General features: G+C 45.6%; 15 protein-coding genes. 6 read left to right on the forward strand and 9 right to left on the reverse strand.

Annotated elements, in window-relative coordinates:
• Positions 1-81: 81 nt before the first annotated feature.
• Positions 82-1,002 carry a LysR family transcriptional regulator gene (locus RH89_RS03775; protein ID WP_004399188.1) on the reverse strand — a complete coding sequence of 307 codons (921 nt, stop codon included), beginning with the start codon at positions 1,000-1,002 and terminating at the stop codon, positions 82-84.
• Positions 1,003-1,334: 332 nt separating this feature from the next.
• On the opposite strand from RH89_RS03775, the gene RH89_RS03780 reads away from it, so the two are divergent.
• Entirely contained in the window at positions 1,335-2,567 is a 1,233-nt protein-coding gene (locus RH89_RS03780; protein ID WP_004399189.1) for an acyltransferase domain-containing protein, read from the forward strand.
• Between the two features lie 19 nt (positions 2,568-2,586).
• On the opposite strand, the gene RH89_RS03785 is transcribed toward RH89_RS03780, so the two are convergent.
• Positions 2,587-3,366, reverse strand: a complete 780-nt coding sequence (locus tag RH89_RS03785; protein WP_004399190.1) for a thioesterase II family protein — start codon at positions 3,364-3,366, stop codon at positions 2,587-2,589.
• 181 nt (positions 3,367-3,547) lie between these two features.
• Here RH89_RS03785 and RH89_RS03790 point away from each other — a divergent pair, with 181 nt between their 5' ends.
• The 3 genes from RH89_RS03790 to RH89_RS03800 are packed head-to-tail and all read left to right on the forward strand — an operon-like array spanning position 3,548 to position 5,461.
• Positions 3,548-4,093 (forward strand): GNAT family N-acetyltransferase, encoded by a 546-nt coding sequence (locus RH89_RS03790; protein ID WP_004399191.1) that lies wholly within the window; start codon positions 3,548-3,550, stop codon positions 4,091-4,093.
• Position 4,094: 1 nt separating this feature from the next.
• On the forward strand, positions 4,095-4,562 hold the full coding sequence (locus tag RH89_RS03795) for a GNAT family N-acetyltransferase (protein ID WP_004399192.1): 468 nt from the start codon (positions 4,095-4,097) through the stop codon (positions 4,560-4,562).
• Between the two features lie 53 nt (positions 4,563-4,615).
• Positions 4,616-5,461, forward strand: coding sequence for an alpha/beta hydrolase (locus RH89_RS03800; protein ID WP_004399193.1), 846 nt, complete (start codon positions 4,616-4,618; stop codon positions 5,459-5,461).
• A gap of 6 nt (positions 5,462-5,467) precedes the next feature.
• On the opposite strand, the gene RH89_RS03805 is transcribed toward RH89_RS03800, so the two are convergent.
• From RH89_RS03805 to RH89_RS03825, 5 genes are all read right to left on the reverse strand, one after another.
• Entirely contained in the window at positions 5,468-6,130 is a 663-nt protein-coding gene (locus tag RH89_RS03805) for a sigma-70 family RNA polymerase sigma factor (RefSeq protein ID WP_004399194.1), read from the reverse strand.
• Positions 6,120-6,521 carry a c-type cytochrome gene (locus RH89_RS03810; protein WP_004399195.1) on the reverse strand — a complete coding sequence of 134 codons (402 nt, stop codon included), beginning with the start codon at positions 6,519-6,521 and terminating at the stop codon, positions 6,120-6,122. The genes RH89_RS03805 and RH89_RS03810 overlap by 11 nt, the downstream gene beginning before the upstream one ends.
• Before the next feature lie 82 nt (positions 6,522-6,603).
• The gene (locus RH89_RS03815) at positions 6,604-7,206 is read right to left on the reverse strand and encodes a ferritin-like domain-containing protein (RefSeq protein WP_004399196.1); all 603 of its coding nucleotides are present in this window, start codon (positions 7,204-7,206) and stop codon (positions 6,604-6,606) included.
• Between the two features lie 369 nt (positions 7,207-7,575).
• Complete coding sequence (locus RH89_RS03820; RefSeq protein WP_004399197.1) at positions 7,576-9,462, reverse strand: alkaline phosphatase D family protein; 1,887 nt, start codon at positions 9,460-9,462, stop codon at positions 7,576-7,578.
• 115 nt (positions 9,463-9,577) lie between these two features.
• A complete protein-coding gene (locus tag RH89_RS03825; protein WP_004399198.1) occupies positions 9,578-11,020 on the reverse strand; it encodes a lipopolysaccharide biosynthesis protein in 1,443 nt (480 codons plus the stop codon).
• 342 nt (positions 11,021-11,362) lie between these two features.
• On the opposite strand from RH89_RS03825, the gene RH89_RS03830 reads away from it, so the two are divergent.
• Positions 11,363-12,508: a glycosyltransferase gene (locus tag RH89_RS03830; protein WP_004399199.1), complete on the forward strand. Its 1,146-nt coding sequence runs from the start codon at positions 11,363-11,365 to the stop codon at positions 12,506-12,508.
• A gap of 118 nt (positions 12,509-12,626) precedes the next feature.
• Positions 12,627-13,016, forward strand: a complete 390-nt coding sequence (locus RH89_RS03835) for a YbbD-related protein (protein ID WP_004399200.1) — start codon at positions 12,627-12,629, stop codon at positions 13,014-13,016.
• Between the two features lie 305 nt (positions 13,017-13,321).
• Here RH89_RS03835 and RH89_RS03840 read toward each other — a convergent pair whose 3' ends face one another.
• Together RH89_RS03840 and RH89_RS03845 are read right to left on the reverse strand one after the other, a co-directional pair.
• Positions 13,322-14,344: a hypothetical protein gene (locus RH89_RS03840; RefSeq protein WP_004399201.1), complete on the reverse strand. Its 1,023-nt coding sequence runs from the start codon at positions 14,342-14,344 to the stop codon at positions 13,322-13,324.
• Positions 14,345-14,379: 35 nt separating this feature from the next.
• Positions 14,380-15,741 (reverse strand): OmpP1/FadL family transporter, encoded by a 1,362-nt coding sequence (locus RH89_RS03845; RefSeq protein WP_004399202.1) that lies wholly within the window; start codon positions 15,739-15,741, stop codon positions 14,380-14,382.
• Between the last annotated feature and the right edge of the window lie 16 nt (positions 15,742-15,757).

Below are 15,757 nucleotides of genomic sequence, written 5' to 3' on the forward strand. Positions count from 1 at the left end.
TCGAGCAAAATACCCCTGGATTTTTTATAGATATTAAGCTCGATAATTTAACATATGCTAGACCTTAAAATTTATATTGAGTCAGCAGCTCGTATAGTTCATTCCTGAAAAGATGTCTGCTCCCATTAAAAAATCAATTAAATGTCTGATTCTTGCAGGCATTTGTTTTCTGGACGGGTAAACAAGGTTGAATATTTTGGGTTCACTACGAACACCACACGCCACTTGAACCAGTTCTCCAGCTTCGATTTCCTTTTGAATGGTGCAGGGTATAAGCAAACCTATTCCGACGCCCATTTTAGTGAGTGTCTGCATCACCAATGGAGAATTACAACAGTGATAATGCTTAGGTGCGACGGTGACGGGCTTGCCCTCATAGAAAAGTTTTTGCAGATTGTTGCTCGCCGATTGCTGCTCAAGCAGGATCCAATAGTGGGATTCGAGATCGTCGGCACATAATGGCATTCCGTGTTTTTCAATATAATCGGGGCTCGCAAATATGTGAGCACTTTGCTCGAACATTTGTCGGGCAATAAGTGAACTGTCCTGAGGGGAGCCGACACGTAAGGCAAGATCGATGTTTTCAGCGACAATATCTGACTTGTGGTCATTCATGACTAAGTCGAGCTCAACATCTGGGTATTCTTCTCTGAACGTTTCAAGGATGGGTAGCACCTGATTGATGGCGATGTCGTATGTCATGGTCAGAGAAACGCGACCAGACACTTCTTTTGGTGCAATCAAAGATTCCACATGTGCTAACAGGTAGGGTAACTGCTTGACCTCGTTATAAACCTTTTGTCCTTCGAGGGTGACAGACAGTTTTCGGGTAGAACGGTGAATGAGTCGAGAGCCCAGTTGAATTTCCAGTTCGGACAGTTGTTTGCTCAGCTTTGAACGGTCAGTTTTGAGTCTTCTGGCCGCGGCAGAAAAGCTGCCAGCTTCGACAATAGCAGCAAACATTGCCATGCGCTTTAAATGGGCGAAGTTACTTGCATTCAAAATTGCAACACTCCATGTCTTTTATACCACCTAGTGATAATTGTGAATTTATAAATAATTGAAGATATCTGAGTATCGACAAGATTCTCAGGTAGAAAAGTGTATAGAAGCTAGAAGACCAGCTTAATGCATGAAAATCTTTCAAATTTTTACAAATGAGCATGATATTCGTAGATTCGACGTCAATTTGCTCGATCAATCAATTCACTATAAAAAATCTGGGATTACGGTCTGAATTTTTCGGGTGCGCTTTCAGGTGTTCTGTATTTTGAGGATAACCCTCCGATTTTCAGCGCCTTCAGACCTGAAGTTCCATTCAAGGAGCGAAAACAATGTTCCATTTAGATAAGACCCATGCTTCAGGGGTGAGCAACCAGGAAGCAAGTCATTTTTCAGCACAGTTTGGCAACACAAATACAGAGGTTTCACAGCGTCTAAAACCAGAGTCGGCACAGGGAGGACAAGGCACAAACTATCATCAAACAGATCAAGAAGACTCCCAAGATGGAGCCACAATAAGCAATGGCAAACCAAGTGTCGTCTTCATGTTCAGTGGTTACGAATCTGAACCTCATCGCTGCGCAAAACCATTGTATGAAAACTTCGATTTCTTTCATGAAAGGGTAGAGGAATGCTTATGGCACTTAACTCAGATTGATGGACATCTTGCCGGAGAGACGGAGCGATTTTTTGGAGAGTGCCAAACCGAAGAGGGGAGACCTGTTAGTCAGGTTCAACTGTTTGTTTTTGAGTATGCTTTGGCTTCGACTTTGATTCACTGGGGAATCAAACCCGATGCCCTGATTGGTGAAAGCCTCGGGGAATGCGTAGCTGCCTGCATCAGCGGATTGCTGGATATCGATGATGCGTTGTCGATGGTCTGTTCTCGCCAACGTTTGATGGAAAGTGCGCAATCTGGGGCGATGTTTGCTGTGCCAGAAAGCAAGGAGCAGGTAAACGAGTGGCTGGACGAGTGGAACGAAGAGCATACGGAAATGGAACAGAAGCTTTCTCTTGCTTACGTTAATGCGCCAAACGAATGTGTTGTGTCTGGTGGTTCAGACCCCTTAACTCATTGGCTTGAACAGCACGCAAAGGAAGCGATAAGGGGTCAGTACGTATCGCAAAGGTACGCTTTTCATTCAGACTTGATGTCGGAGGCGTGCAAAACACTGGCATCTTATATAGAAGGTCTCCCAAGCCACCCAATTAAAACCCCTTTCGTGTCCACCGTTACAGGCAGGTGGGCTCAACAGAGTGAGGTGGAGAGCACGGGTTACTGGGCAAATCAAATTCGGCAAACCGTGCAACTGGAAGAAGGGTTAAGGTGCGTATCTGAAGAGCTCGGGAATTGTATGCTGGTCGAAATCGGGCTTGGGGAAAGCTTGTCCAAGCTGGTTGAGCAGCAAGGCAACGATGATTTGTGTGCCTTTCCGCTCCTCCCCGAGTTGCTTGCTGAAGACATCGCATTACCGCAAAACTTCGCCTGCCAGTGTGTGCTCGCTTCAGTTAAAACACTCAATCAATATGGCGTAAATATCCGCTGGGAGCGCGTACCTGCTTAGTCCTTAAACCCGAAAAAGTTTAAGCGTCAGCAAGTAGCTGTTCTGTAATTGGCTGAACGATATCGACAAGCTTTTTACTCACCGAGTCAAATTGCTTGTCGATAAAAAAGTGATCCCCTTCAATCATCACCAACTCAAAGCCCGCTGTTAAATGGTTTTCCCATCTTGGCAGTGTATGCGATGGAATGGTGGTATCTTTGGTGCCACCAAATAATGTTGCTGGAATATCGAGTGGAATGATTTGTGAAACCTTGTGTGTTTCGGCAAGTTTAAAATCGGCTTTCAGACCTGGAAGCAACATAGACATCAATCCATCATGTTCGATGACTTCATCTGGCGTCCCGCCCATCTCTTTCAACCTTCCTTTAAACTCTTCATCAGACAATCCGTGCATAGGTCGCTCAGAGTTAAACTCATGCGGCGCACGTGAAGCGGCCAAAATGAAATGAACGGGCAGTCTCATCCCTTTACTTTTCAGTAGTTTAATCAGTTCGTACCCGATTCTTGAGCCTAGGCTGTGCCCCCAAATAATGAAAGGTTTATCCATCAGTGGAATTAGAGCTGTTGCAAGGTCGTTGACCAAGGCACTCATATTTTCGTATGGCGCTTCTCTTAATCGACTGCCTTTACCCGGCAATTGAACTGCGCAAAGCTCTACATCTAGCCCTTCTATAGATGCATAAGGAAGGAAAGAACTGACATTACCCCCCGCATATGGAAGGCAGAAAATTCGTAAAGCGGCGTCGGGCTTAGGGTTTGGGATGGCAAACCAACGATTTAAAGAGGTGTTACCTTGCATTTTCATTCCTTTCAAAACAAGAGAACGAAGAGGATAGCTATGTTGTATAAGAATTAAAACCTTTGTTTCATTTCACTACAATGTCTGTCATCAACGGCTTGGTCATGCCGACACAAACAAATTAGTAGTTAATTAATATCGGATTGATTATATTCCCGCGCAAAGAGAAAAGGAGTTCAAAGTGTTTGAAATCGTTACAGAACGGCTGATCTTAAGGGACTTTATACCCAAGGACGTATCCTCATATGTTCGCTTAACACAAGATGAGAAGTATCAGCGCTTTTACGATGAAGAGGATTGTTCTGTCGAGAAAGCAGAGTTTCTGGTTAACTTGTTCGTTGAGCAAGCATCAGAAATCCCTCGCTCCAAATATCAATTAGCCATTGTGCTCAAAGATACCAGTCAGGTTATCGGTACTTGTGGCATTCGGATGGAAGCTGATCATCAGGCATCGATGGGATGTGGCGTAGCTCGTGAGTTTCAAGGAGCTGGATACGCTCAGGAAGCCGTCGAAGCGATATCTGCCTTTGGCTTTGAAACATTGAATGTGCATCGACTCTATGCCGAAACCATCAGTGCGAACAAAGCTGCCATAGCAATGTGCCGCCAGTTTGGAATGAGAAAAGAAGCTGAGTTTGTTGAACATCGGTTCTTCAAAAAACGTTGGTGGAACACGGTTATCTACGCAATATTGAAATCAGAATGGAATGAGAAAAAGGGAAGTTAATATGTTGAGCTTACAACCGATGGAACCTAAGCATCTGGAGCAGGTTTCCGATTTACGTGTCGAAGAGTCGCAACTTAAGTTTGTAGGGACCATGGAAGAAATTTTGGTCAATGTAGACGACAAGGTGCATCCGAATGTGATGCTTTCAGGTGACAGAATTGTTGGCTTTTTCCTTGTAGATACCAGTTACCCTGCAAGCTACGAGTTTGCCCAATCTGGTTCTTTGGGGCTTCGAGCGTTTTTCATTGATAGTCGATATCAGGGAAATGGATACGGGAAGCAAGCCGTTGCGAGCCTAAAACCTTTTCTCAATGATCAATACCCGAACCATCATTCCATCTATCTAACCGTGAACTGCAAGAATCCCGGCGCATATCGTTGCTACGATCTTGCTGGTTTTCAAGATACCCAAGAGCTCTACCATGGTGGCGCTGCCGGACCACAGCACATTATGGTGATGCCGCTCTGATTGAGGATACTTCATTATCTATACTTAGATTAGGTCGGGTTCGGAAGTAAGAAATGAATAGATCTAAATTCGTTATCAGTTTCTTTGTCTCTCTTATTGCTTTTGCGGTAAAGCCCGCTTTTGCCGTTGATCACCATAAGTTTTTAGACATTCCTTACGGAGAGCATCGAAAGCAGAAGCTGGATGTGTACTTTCCAAAGTTTGCGCGCAGTGCGCCAGTGATCTTTTTTGTCCATGGTGGTGCCTGGCGAATTGGGGACAAAGGTACGCGATCACAGGTTAAAAATAAGATAGAGAAATGGGTATCTCTGGGAATCGTAGTGGTATCGATCAACTACCGGATGCTGCCTGATATTCGACCAGTAGAACAGGCTCAGGATGTTCGCAAAGCTCTGCGCTTTTCTCAGCAACAAGCTGGTGAGTGGGGAGCGGATGCCAGCCAGTTTATTCTAATGGGACACTCTGCCGGTGCCCATTTGGTGTCGCTAGTTTCTTCTACACCTGCCGTTGCGGAATCAATGAAAATCGAGCCGTGGCTTGGAACAGTCTCCCTAGACACTATGGCTTATGACGTGACTAAGATAATGAAAAGGGATGATGTAAGCTGGTTTTATAGAAATGCTTTTGGCGATAATCCCATTTATTGGGAGCAGGCGTCACCAATTAGTCAGCTCCGAACCGCCATCCCTCCATTTTTAGCCGTATGCTCAACGAGCAGAAAGCTGGATTCGTGTTCCCAGTCTCAAGATTTTATTGAGAAGCTCCGTGAGTTCGGTGGGCAGGGAACGCTGTTACCTGTGAACCTGTCCCACCGAAAACTGAATGTGTCTCTGGGAGCAAAGTCCACTTACACTGACCAGGTCGATACGTTTATCCAGCAATTGATTTCCAGTCGATAGTGTTTATCAGTTGAGAGTTTTGGATCTACACTTCTGCCACTCAGACAACACGTTTCGGGTCACTGTATTACAACGTTCGCCAGCAAACTCGTAGAGCGACATCGACTCTCGTTCCATATGAGCAATCAACTGAGACTGAAGCTGGAGCCTGGCACGTCGATAGCGAGTTTTGATGACATTTACGTCCAGTCCGAGCGAGTCTGCCGTTTCCAGCGATGTCATTCCCTGCACGCTACGCATCACAAATACGGTTCGATACATGATGGGTAACTGGTCTATCTCTTTTTCTAACAACTGGAGTATGTTTTGGTTCATCACTGGCTCCGATACAGAAAAAGTGGGACAGCTTGAAACGGGTTCGTCATCACCAAAAAACTCTAAACGTTGATCGGTACGTAGCCTGTTTAGGGCAACGTTTCGAGTGATCACAGTTAACCAGCTGGAATAGCCAGTTGGTCCCCGAAAAGAGGATAGATTTTGAAGCGCACGCAGGTGGGCTTCCTGAACAATATCCATCGCGTCGTCGTTACTTTGAGTGAACCCTCGGGCAATGCGAAACAGTAACTGATTATATCGACGAACCAATACCTCTGCGGCTTGGCTGTCTTTTTCTAATACTCGCTCGATAAGGTCGATATCAGAATAAGAGGTCAAATCGTTATCCGTCATTATCTAATCCTATGCATTCTTCTGATTCGTGATTGAGGGATTTTAGGTAAATGATCACTGCCTCCCTTTGCCCGCTATCTTTGATACCCGCTACTGTCATTTTAGTCCCCGGAATGGTTTTTCTTGGGTTTTCTAAAAAACGATCCAGAGTTTCTGCGTTCCATACGCTTTCAGAATCAAGCATCGCCTGGCTGTAACGGTAGTTTTTTTGACTGCCAACCTCCTTGCCAAATAAAAAACAGTGCCTCGGACCCGTGCGATGAAAGGTAGGGGAGTGGCATCCAAGACAGGTTTGATACACCTCTTTGCCTAATTCAAGAACTTCACCCTGTTCAAGAGCTTTAGCCTGAGCAAATGGGGCTAAAACCAGTAATAACAAAATACAACGCATAACTTCTCCTGATAACGTGGGGAAACGGGCTGAGGGGTATGCTCAGCCGATTTCGTTGCTCTGATGCGCAAAGTAAACGCTATTAAGAAAAGAATGCGCCTGGAACTGGATCCAGTCCGAGTGCATTTCTGAGGATAGCCCAGTGCATGGCTTCGTCGGCCAGAATGCTGGCGGCTGCTTTGGAGTAATCCCTGTTATCGAATAATGGAATGGCACCAGCATAGGCACTGACTGCTCCGCGCTCTAACTGGGCAGCAAACATTAAAACGTCTGAAGGGCGTTTGAGTTGTTCGACGGGGAACTGATACTGCTCTTCGGGCGTATTGGGTGTGCCACCAAGCTGGGTGACAACCGATGCGAGCAGTTCGATGTGCTCTTTATGGTGTCCCTGAAACTGCACGGCAACTTTAAGTAATTCTGGGCTTAGTAGCTGGCTTTCCGCTCCTAACTGATAGGCCGCAACGGCTTCCTGTTCCGCGGAGATAGCTGTGTTCAGAATGGCGATATCGTTTTGAGCGGTAGAATCGGAGGCATAACCACCATGATGGTTTGCCCGAGCAGTGTAACAACCGCTCATCATGGTTAGTGCTGTGGCAGAAAGTGTTGCTGCGCCAAAGCCTTTAAGAAAACCTCGGCGATTAAACATATCCTTGTGGTAGACATTGATTGCTTCTTTGGTACTCATTCTTTTTCTCCTTTATCACCCAGCCAATTTTCTGGGTGTTAAAGGTAAAGATGAGTTCACGGCAGAAAGGGAACAAAATTTAATCGCAAAAGGTCAATATATACCCAAGTGACCTCAAGATGCCGGATTCAGAGCCTCATATTCTGTTTCAGTTCAAGGAAAAGAACGCAGTGGAATGACCCGTCCTTTCCAAGTTCTTTGACGATGAAATGGAGCAGAATATGGGCTCCCAAGGGCGAGTTTAACTGGCTTTCATACTGCGTTACCGATTCTTGATTTAGAACCACTAGATCTTCAAATCGGTGTCTTGTCTGAAAGCCAGTTAATTCTCGCTGAACCTAGCATCTTGAGGTTACTTGGGTATAAGCTCTAAGAACTTTGCTTTGTTGGTGTGAAGTCCACTTCATCCCCGTCCCCTTTTAAAATGGACACTCGCTGGGGTTTTCCTGTTGAATCCAGTCTAACCTCACCGATAGCGGTGGAGTTTACCAACCTGCGCACGCCTTCTATGCTTGGGTCGCGCTTTTGGATTTTCAGCCGCTTACGTTTGGTGAAGAAATTCAGTGGAGAGCGGGGGGAATAGAGTAACCTGTCCGCGTGGTCACAAAAGCCCAGCAGAGGCTCTGGGAACTGAGCCTTAATACCACTGCACGTGATCTGATGAATATTAGGGCTGCATTTTCTGAACCTGAGCTTAATGTCGTAGGCAAAAGAGTAGTGAACATCCCCAGACAGGATTACAAAATTAGTCGGTGTTTTGGTGTGCGTAAATATGCTCAGGAGTGTATTGGCACTTCCCGGGTGTGCCATCCAGTTCTCGGCGTCGATCACTAGTGGCTGACCCAGCATGGTCATGGCCTTTTGTAGCGCTTCAATAAACTTCACCCCAAACATTGGTGCAGCAGACACAACAACTACCTTATCCTGATGCATCAGCTCATGTTGAAATTCCATCAAGGCTTCCCAGTCCATCAAGCCAGAAGGTTTATTCATCTTCGATTCTGAACGCCAGCGTCGGGTACGAGTGTCTAATACCACGACTTTAGGGGAGGTTGGAATGGTGTAATGCCACCTCTCGAACTGGTACAGGTATCGTATAAACGCGTCCTGAGATTCTGATTCGGGCGAATCAAAATAAGCGTTTGCCAGCGCCATAAATTCGGAATTGAACTGATGAGGGTCGTTTCCCCAGCCCTGACAGAGCCAGTAACTGATGAGCCCGTTGCCAATGATTCGTTCCGAGAACGGGTGACCATACGTGGCCTGCTCCCACCCAATGGTGAGATTCCAGTCGTCGGTGACGTCATGGTCGTCAAAAATCATATAGGTCGGAATGTGTGCCAGCAGCCTCTGAACGTTAGATAAGCCAGCTACAAACAAGCAGATTTGTTCTGCCTCTTTAGCCCAGCGTTGCTTGTTAGTGTCGCTTAATGAATCCGGTGCCTGAGTGTACCCAAGATGCTCCCATAGCGTTGGCGACCACACCAGAAGGTACATGGCAAAAAATTCTGAAAAGCTGATCAGATGGTTTCCGCAGTCGCGAGAACTGAATATCGGAGATTCGGACTGCGGCAAAAAAGACCACAACCAACTGCGTTCTTCGATATAAGTGGGAAGCAGTGACTCCCGACCATAAAAGCATTGAGGGTGGGAGTAGAGTTCAGAAGCCGTACCAAAGGGAGCACTTTCAAAGGTTTCTTGTGGCAGACCGAGCAAATCTATAACCTGCAAAATAGCATTCAGCATCGGTCCGGCAACGTGATCGGCGTAAATTTGATCACCCGACATCAAAAGCATGTCTGGTCGCTCTGTCAACTTTTGCGAAAGCACTTTATTGTCAGCCGCGACCAATGCATCTTTGCCATTATGATGAGGATTGCGGCAGGAACCATGCAAGATGTATTCAGCGGATGTAGAAATCTTAAATTCAATTCGCTGTTCTTGATCATAAGTTAGATGAGGGTACTGAGCAGCGAGGCTTCCATATTGGGTGTTGAAGTCATAGGAAAGTGTTTGGTCGACGGGAAAGTCATTTTCCAGGTGCACCAAAGTAACGTAAGCATTCTTTCCAACCTTAACGGTAGAGACATCAGCCATGTCATGGCTTAGCCAAGGCATGTCGGCTTTATCCAAAAATAACTCAATTGTTCCGGTTACGGGCTCACTGGTAACTAGCCAAAAGACCAGCTCACTCGCAGTGGCTTTACGTAAAATGGGGCCAGATATTAAGAAAGGAAGCGCTTTTTGCTGATTCATAAACTCTCTATAGGAACGCAAGCATCTTAAGGTGAGTATATTACCTTAAACCTCACACCGGCTTCTGTATACAAATGTAAAAAGCATTGAAAGAACTCACGTTTATGAGCGGTGCTTACGCGATTGATTTTGAAGATGGCTTCTTCAAGCTCAATTTGCACAGCAGAGCCTCAGGTACAGGCAGAATCTTTAGATAAATGAAGGCAACAGATATCGCCAGACCAACTCCTGTTCCCATTACTATTTCAGGTACTGCGGGTAAGAGCTTAACTAGCCATTGATACACTCCCCAAGCCACAACAGAAAGCATAGTGCTTAATATCCATTTGGAATGATTGTACGGAAGGTATTCCATTGACTGGCTCACAGAATAGAGCAGCAACAGTCGCATTGTGTATGCGCTACCGAGTACGGCAACCACTCCCCACAATCCATAAATAGGTACAAAGATGAAATACCCAGCAGTGGCGACAACAGCACATATCCCCTGAATCCACATCTGTGCTTGGCTGGAGTCTCCGCTGTAGCAACCCAGGTTCAGATAATCGCCCGCATTTTTAATTACGTTTATCGCGAGCAGGACGACCACGATGGTACTGGATAGCTGATAGCTCTCGGGAAGAGCAAAAGCAATAAAACCCGGTACGGTCAGGATCATTCCCAAACCAAAGAATATTCCCAAATTAGTGCCAAGCATGGCTTTGTCGGCGCAAATCTGTTTGCCATCTGGTTGTTGTAACAAGGAGATTCGATTGGGGAACCACCAGAGCGAGTATGGTTGCAACACTAAACCTAAGATCAACGCAAACTTTACGGCAATCGCGTACACCGCCAGTTCTTCTACACCCACATAGCTGGCGAGCAGCCATCGGTCTAAACCCGTAATCATATACATGGATAAGAAGCCAGCGAGTGTAGGCAAACTGAATTGGAGTAGCATTTTAGAGTGCTTAAGATAACCAAAACGCCTCATTTGTTGCCACTGATACCCAAACAGACAAAGTAAGAGCAAGCTACTCGACACTGCTCCGGATATCAGGACCGCATCTATGCCGTATCCCAATTCCAACAAAACAAACGTTAAAAATGCCTGACCAAGCGCTTTACCTACGTTCAATACGCAAAATCGCTTAGCCAGTTCATTCATTCTCATCAAAGTCAGTGGAATGGTAATGAGACCATCCAACAAAGTTGGTACGGCTAAAAGTAAGATCTGATATTCGGATACCGCTACAGGAAGCAGAGTAACTAAGAGCGGGACGGTTGCGATTAACAGCAAAGCGCCTAAGACGCAAAAAATGGCACTGAGTGAGAAGCAATTTGAAATTAGGGTATGTTTTTCTTCACCTTTTGCGGTGCCCACATAGCGATACATGGCATTAACCAACCCAAAGCTAAACACTATCGTACCTATGTCTGCCAGCAGTATTAAAGCTTCCAAAGAGCCGTATTCAGTCAGCGACAGTTTACGGGTCAGGTAAGGGATCATCATCAGCGATACCCCTTTCATCATAATGATGCCAACAGCGTAATAGGCAGATTGAGTCAATGCTCTCATAAACAGTTTACCTTTTTGTCGGTTCGTTACCGAATGTACAGAGCAGAAAATATGCCATTTCGTAACCTATTGATTTTATGTGTTTAAATCAGGTCGCAAAGCAAACTTAAGCGCCAGTTGAATCATTTGACGCATCGGAATTCAGATTGCTTGTCAGAATGAGAAATACATCTGGTCGCGACGACAGGAGCACAATGGTCATATCGTAGGTGTCAGAAAAATAAGGCTATTTTGAGTTGGTTCGGATTTTGCCTAGTAACAAGTTAACAAGCGAGGTCAACGAGCTAAACCAACAAGCTAAATCAACAAGACCTAGGCACAAATCGACATAAGAGAACGACTATGAAAAAAGTAGCCTTCATCACTCCGAAATACCCAGTGCTCAGTGAAACCTTTATTCAAACCGAGGTGGATTCCATTCAAGCGTGCGGACATGAAGTATGTGTCTTTGCTTTTGAGAAAGTTCCAAGTGACAAAGCGTTTAGCTACGGGGTGTTCAAAGTTGGAGAGGATGCTTCCAAATCCATGTACCGCAGAATAAGGCTAACGGGGATTATGGCGGCGATGGGCTTTGTAAATGAACAGGAAGGCATGCCTAAGAAATCACTTTTCTATTATGGCTTGAAGTTGGCGCTACAGCTTGCAGAAGCGAACGTTGATCATGTTCACGCGCATTTCTGCCAGCATACTGCGGCACATGCCATTGTTGCAGCCAAAATCCTGGGTATCAGCTGTTCGTTTGTGGGGCATGGACACGACGTGTATGAATCGGCATTCGATATCGACAAGAAAATACAGGCAAGCGACTTTGTTGTCGCGGTATGTAAAGACATGATGCAAGACTTCGCTGATTTGGCGAAAGGCAACATCAAGCTTCTGCATTGTGGCGTAAAAACAGAACGCTTTGTCCTGCAGGAAAAAATGCCATCGGAGACACTCAGATTGGTTTTTCTGGGAAGGCTGGTGGTCTCAAAAGGCGTTCAATACTTACTTGAAGCTCTGGTTCCAGTGGTTGAACGCTACAATATTCAGCTCGATATAGTGGGCGACGGAAATATGAAAGCTCAGTTAGAAGCGCAGTCGGAGTCTTTAGGGCTAACCGACCATGTAAACTTTCTGGGTTCTCAACCTCATTCCTGGGTTAAAGATAACCTGTCGCAATACGACTGTCTGGTTGCTCCATTTTGTTTTTCCGATACCGGTTGTGTCGATACCGGGCCGCTGGTTTTGAAAGAGGCGATGGCAGTTGGTACGCCTGTGATCACATCCAACATCATGGGGTGCAAAGAAATCGTTTCTCCAGAGACGGGATACCTGGTGAATGAGAAAAGTGCTGCTGAGCTAACCGAAAAATTGGTGGAGTTTGCTCAACTTTCGATTGAGGAAAGAGTGCGAATGGGGCACAGCGCCAGAGAACGAGTGGTTACTCACTTCAATGCACTAAAACAGGCAAAACAACTGTCGACCTGGATAGAAAATACCGCTTAAAATCGCTCAAAAAACGTTTACTTGCCTATGACTTTATTATGACAAAGGTTGCACTTTCATTTTATAAAACATCCTTGCTGTACGGGAAATTTGGAAAAATTACTAAAGGATAATCATCATGAAAACTCGCAACGTAATGGTGTCTTTGGCACTGCTAATGTCTGCTCCTGTCTGGGCAGGCATTTTCGGGGACAGTGCTTCAGCAAAATTTGAAAATTATCAGGAGATGGCTTCTTCCGGTATTTTTGAGCAAGGTTGGTTACCCCCTTATCTACCAAAATCTGCAGTGAATATTGAAGAAAAACACGACATGGAAACTAATGTCGTGATGGCAACGTTTGAATACGATCCACAGGACACCGGATCTGTTCAGGAACACTGCGATCTTATGACCGAAACGGAAGATAGCGCTCGCTACGCTTGTGACAATGGTGAAAGCGAAGCTTTCATTGAACTAAGAAAAGATGGTAGCGCGACTTACTCAAGTCAGCCTAAAGTCACAGAGTAAAATAGGGAATAAGCTATAAGTTTATGTCTCTAAACAAAAAAATCCCCAGTTTGATGCTGGGGATTTGACTTAGATGTATCTTGGTTTTTTTAGATATTTCTATTTTTAGTTATCTGACGATGTCAGAGACCGACTTGTTGTCGGTTAGTTTCGCAAGCAAAGGTGCTCTAAATTTTAGATTTTCATCTTCCTTCACAATACATCATTCTATTTCAAGATGTAAATGCCAAAAGCAGAAAATCCTGTCTTTTTTTGAACACTTTGCCGAGTTAATTTAGTTTTGTGTATAACCCTTTGAGAAAAAGCTACTTTTTAGGTGCAGAGCTTTTCTCTCCGTTTACTAGAATCTCCAGGTACTGAGTTAGCCTGTCCTGCATTTTTTCTTTGCACATGTTTTCATCGCTGGCGAGTTCCTGCTTGATGAGCAACAGCTCCTGAGACAGTTGAGTCACAAACTGAAGCTTCTCTTTTCGGTACTGGTTTTCCAGTTGCTGCCTGAGCACCGCTGGATTTTGTACCTTCTTAGGGGTAATAAAGGATTTTAGAGTTTCGACGATTCTATCCAGCAGGTTGTAAACCAGGTTCGCAGAAAACCCTCCAAGCAGTGCCGTGGTAATGCGGATTGCGGCATGGTTTGCTTCGGAATCTGCAATCAGATCGTTGGATTGCGCGACGGAATCCAAGTTAATCGGAATCAATTGCGTCAGAGTAATACCCGATATCAAGCCGACAACAAATCTTACCCAATAAGAGCTTTCGTGTTTTGGGTCATAGATGCCCTGAGTAACGTAGCTATTGGCTTTGAACAAGCCAGCAAAGGAAGCGCCGATAGCCGCGGATGCCAGTAACATTGCCTGAACATAAAGCAGATCGGTGCCTTCTAAATCAAACATGCTGCTGACCATGTTTTCATTATTGATCGAACCCGACAGGCTAAGTCCAATCAAAGAAAACAGTGAAATCAGTGCAACTGCCATCATTCTTCGAATCAGCGGGACGCTACCAAGAAACAGAAAAGGAGAGGCTTCTTTGTTTTCCTCGTACATCAATAAAATGGTTTGCGGTTTGGCTGGTGCAACCAGTTCCGCGAGTTGATTGTAGATGTCGGTAATCTGCTGAGCTCTCATGTCTGTCTCCTCAGACAAATCAGAGTTGAGTAACCGCATCAGCTTGCCAGGAACGGTCAGCCCTTTAGAAAACGCATAATGTGCGAGTACTTCACACTCATTTTCCAGCTGGTTAAGAAACTCGCTGTCGACAATGTGTGGTTCCGGATGATTCGCTTTTCTTTGCTGTGTATCCAATTCATCTGTGTGCGGCATGTCCATAGCAGACTCCTCCTGGCAGTTAGGGCGTTCTACAATCAGAACGCATAGTTAAACTGCGCCATAAATATATGAGCGTATAGATCTAGATCTGCCGACAAAGTCCCACGTGGAATGTTGTTTCCACCTTCTAGGTCGATGGTGACAGGCGTAAATTTGATGAACTGGTATCCGAAGTCCAGTTTCACTTGTTCGCTGTATTGGTAGCTCATGCCTAAGCCAACATTCCAGCGATCATTGTTAGGTGCACGAGGGCTTACTGCATCCGCTGGTGTGGGGTTCCAGTCGTAGGCAAAACCCGTTCTCAGTTTGATGTCCTGACTGTACTGGTAGCCCATGCCAACAGCGACAAACCAACTGTCGTGCCAGTTATTATCGACAACGGTATCTGCAAGCCCATTACCATAGGTCACCGTTGTATCGGTAAAGGCGCTCCAGCCAAATCGGTTGGCGTTGCCATAGAGTTCAAACTTGTCGTTCAGCTTATGCAAAACACCGATTTGAAGCATAGACGGTGTAGCAATATCAAATTGTGCACTACCAGTCCTGCTGGTAATAGTGACGCCCAGAGCCGATGCGGCTGATACCAGTGCAGCGTAGTTCGCATCGCTTCCCGATAGCTCGACGTCACCATCAAAGGAATGAGAGATCTTTGAGCGGTAAGACAAACCGAAGCGTGTATCTTCGGTCATCTGATATTCAGTACCCAATGAGAATCCAAACGCCAGATCTTTACCCGTTATGGTACTGGTTACATCGGTGCTGATACTGGGAGAGGTCACAGAAGTCGCAACCATAGTGCCCAGTTCAACTGTGTAATATTGCATGTTGATGGAAGCCCCGACAGACCATTGGTCATTCAGTTGCCAGGCAACGATCGGGCTGACGTTGTACGCAAACAGGGCGGTTTTCGTTGCGGTGTAACGTGACACTGCGGTGTCTGGATAATCCGATACATATGCGTAAGGTGCACCCACACTGATTCCCAACACCAATCCTGGTTGGTATTCATGGGTGAAATACAAGGCACTGCCGTATGCAGTGTCGATAGGTTGCTCTGGTTCGGCAGGGTAACCCGTTACGCTAACGGTTCCACTGCTGTATGGCGCGGTCGCGACGGGATTTTTTAACTTGGACGTCGGCATATCCAATACCCCACCAATAGAAAAGCGCGTGCCGTCGAACCGGGCGATAGAAGAAGGGTTAGAGAACATGGCACTGATATCGTTTGCCGCGGTTCCATTGGTCGAATAGGCGCTGCCTAAGCCTTCTGCACTTTGGTGCAAAAAGTGATAGCCATTGGCGTGAACTTTGACGGGCACAAGCAGTAAAGCAGGCGAAATCAAAGTGGTTAAAGCCAGAGTTTTTAATGTGACGTTGTTTGAAGTTTTATTATTCACTTTTACTTATCCATAA

Source organism: Vibrio nigripulchritudo ATCC 27043, from assembly GCF_000222685.1.
Lineage (GTDB): Bacteria > Pseudomonadota > Gammaproteobacteria > Enterobacterales > Vibrionaceae > Vibrio > Vibrio nigripulchritudo.

Excerpts from the sequence above, each read along its gene's own strand:
- RH89_RS03780 (WP_004399189.1), top strand. The coding sequence starts at position 1,335 with ATGTTCCATTTAGATAAGACCCATGCTTCAGGGGTGAGCAACCAGGAA.
- RH89_RS03785 (WP_004399190.1), bottom strand. The coding sequence starts at position 3,366 with ATGCAAGGTAACACCTCTTTAAATCGTTGGTTTGCCATCCCAAACCCT.
- RH89_RS03795 (WP_004399192.1), top strand. The coding sequence starts at position 4,095 with ATGTTGAGCTTACAACCGATGGAACCTAAGCATCTGGAGCAGGTTTCC.
- RH89_RS03800 (WP_004399193.1), top strand. The coding sequence starts at position 4,616 with ATGAATAGATCTAAATTCGTTATCAGTTTCTTTGTCTCTCTTATTGCT.
- RH89_RS03805 (WP_004399194.1), bottom strand. The coding sequence starts at position 6,130 with ATGACGGATAACGATTTGACCTCTTATTCTGATATCGACCTTATCGAG.
- RH89_RS03810 (WP_004399195.1), bottom strand. The coding sequence starts at position 6,521 with ATGCGTTGTATTTTGTTATTACTGGTTTTAGCCCCATTTGCTCAGGCT.
- RH89_RS03815 (WP_004399196.1), bottom strand. The coding sequence starts at position 7,206 with ATGAGTACCAAAGAAGCAATCAATGTCTACCACAAGGATATGTTTAAT.
- RH89_RS03820 (WP_004399197.1), bottom strand. The coding sequence starts at position 9,462 with ATGAATCAGCAAAAAGCGCTTCCTTTCTTAATATCTGGCCCCATTTTA.
- RH89_RS03825 (WP_004399198.1), bottom strand. The coding sequence starts at position 11,020 with ATGAGAGCATTGACTCAATCTGCCTATTACGCTGTTGGCATCATTATG.
- RH89_RS03830 (WP_004399199.1), top strand. The coding sequence starts at position 11,363 with ATGAAAAAAGTAGCCTTCATCACTCCGAAATACCCAGTGCTCAGTGAA.
- RH89_RS03835 (WP_004399200.1), top strand. The coding sequence starts at position 12,627 with ATGAAAACTCGCAACGTAATGGTGTCTTTGGCACTGCTAATGTCTGCT.
- RH89_RS03840 (WP_004399201.1), bottom strand. The coding sequence starts at position 14,344 with ATGGACATGCCGCACACAGATGAATTGGATACACAGCAAAGAAAAGCG.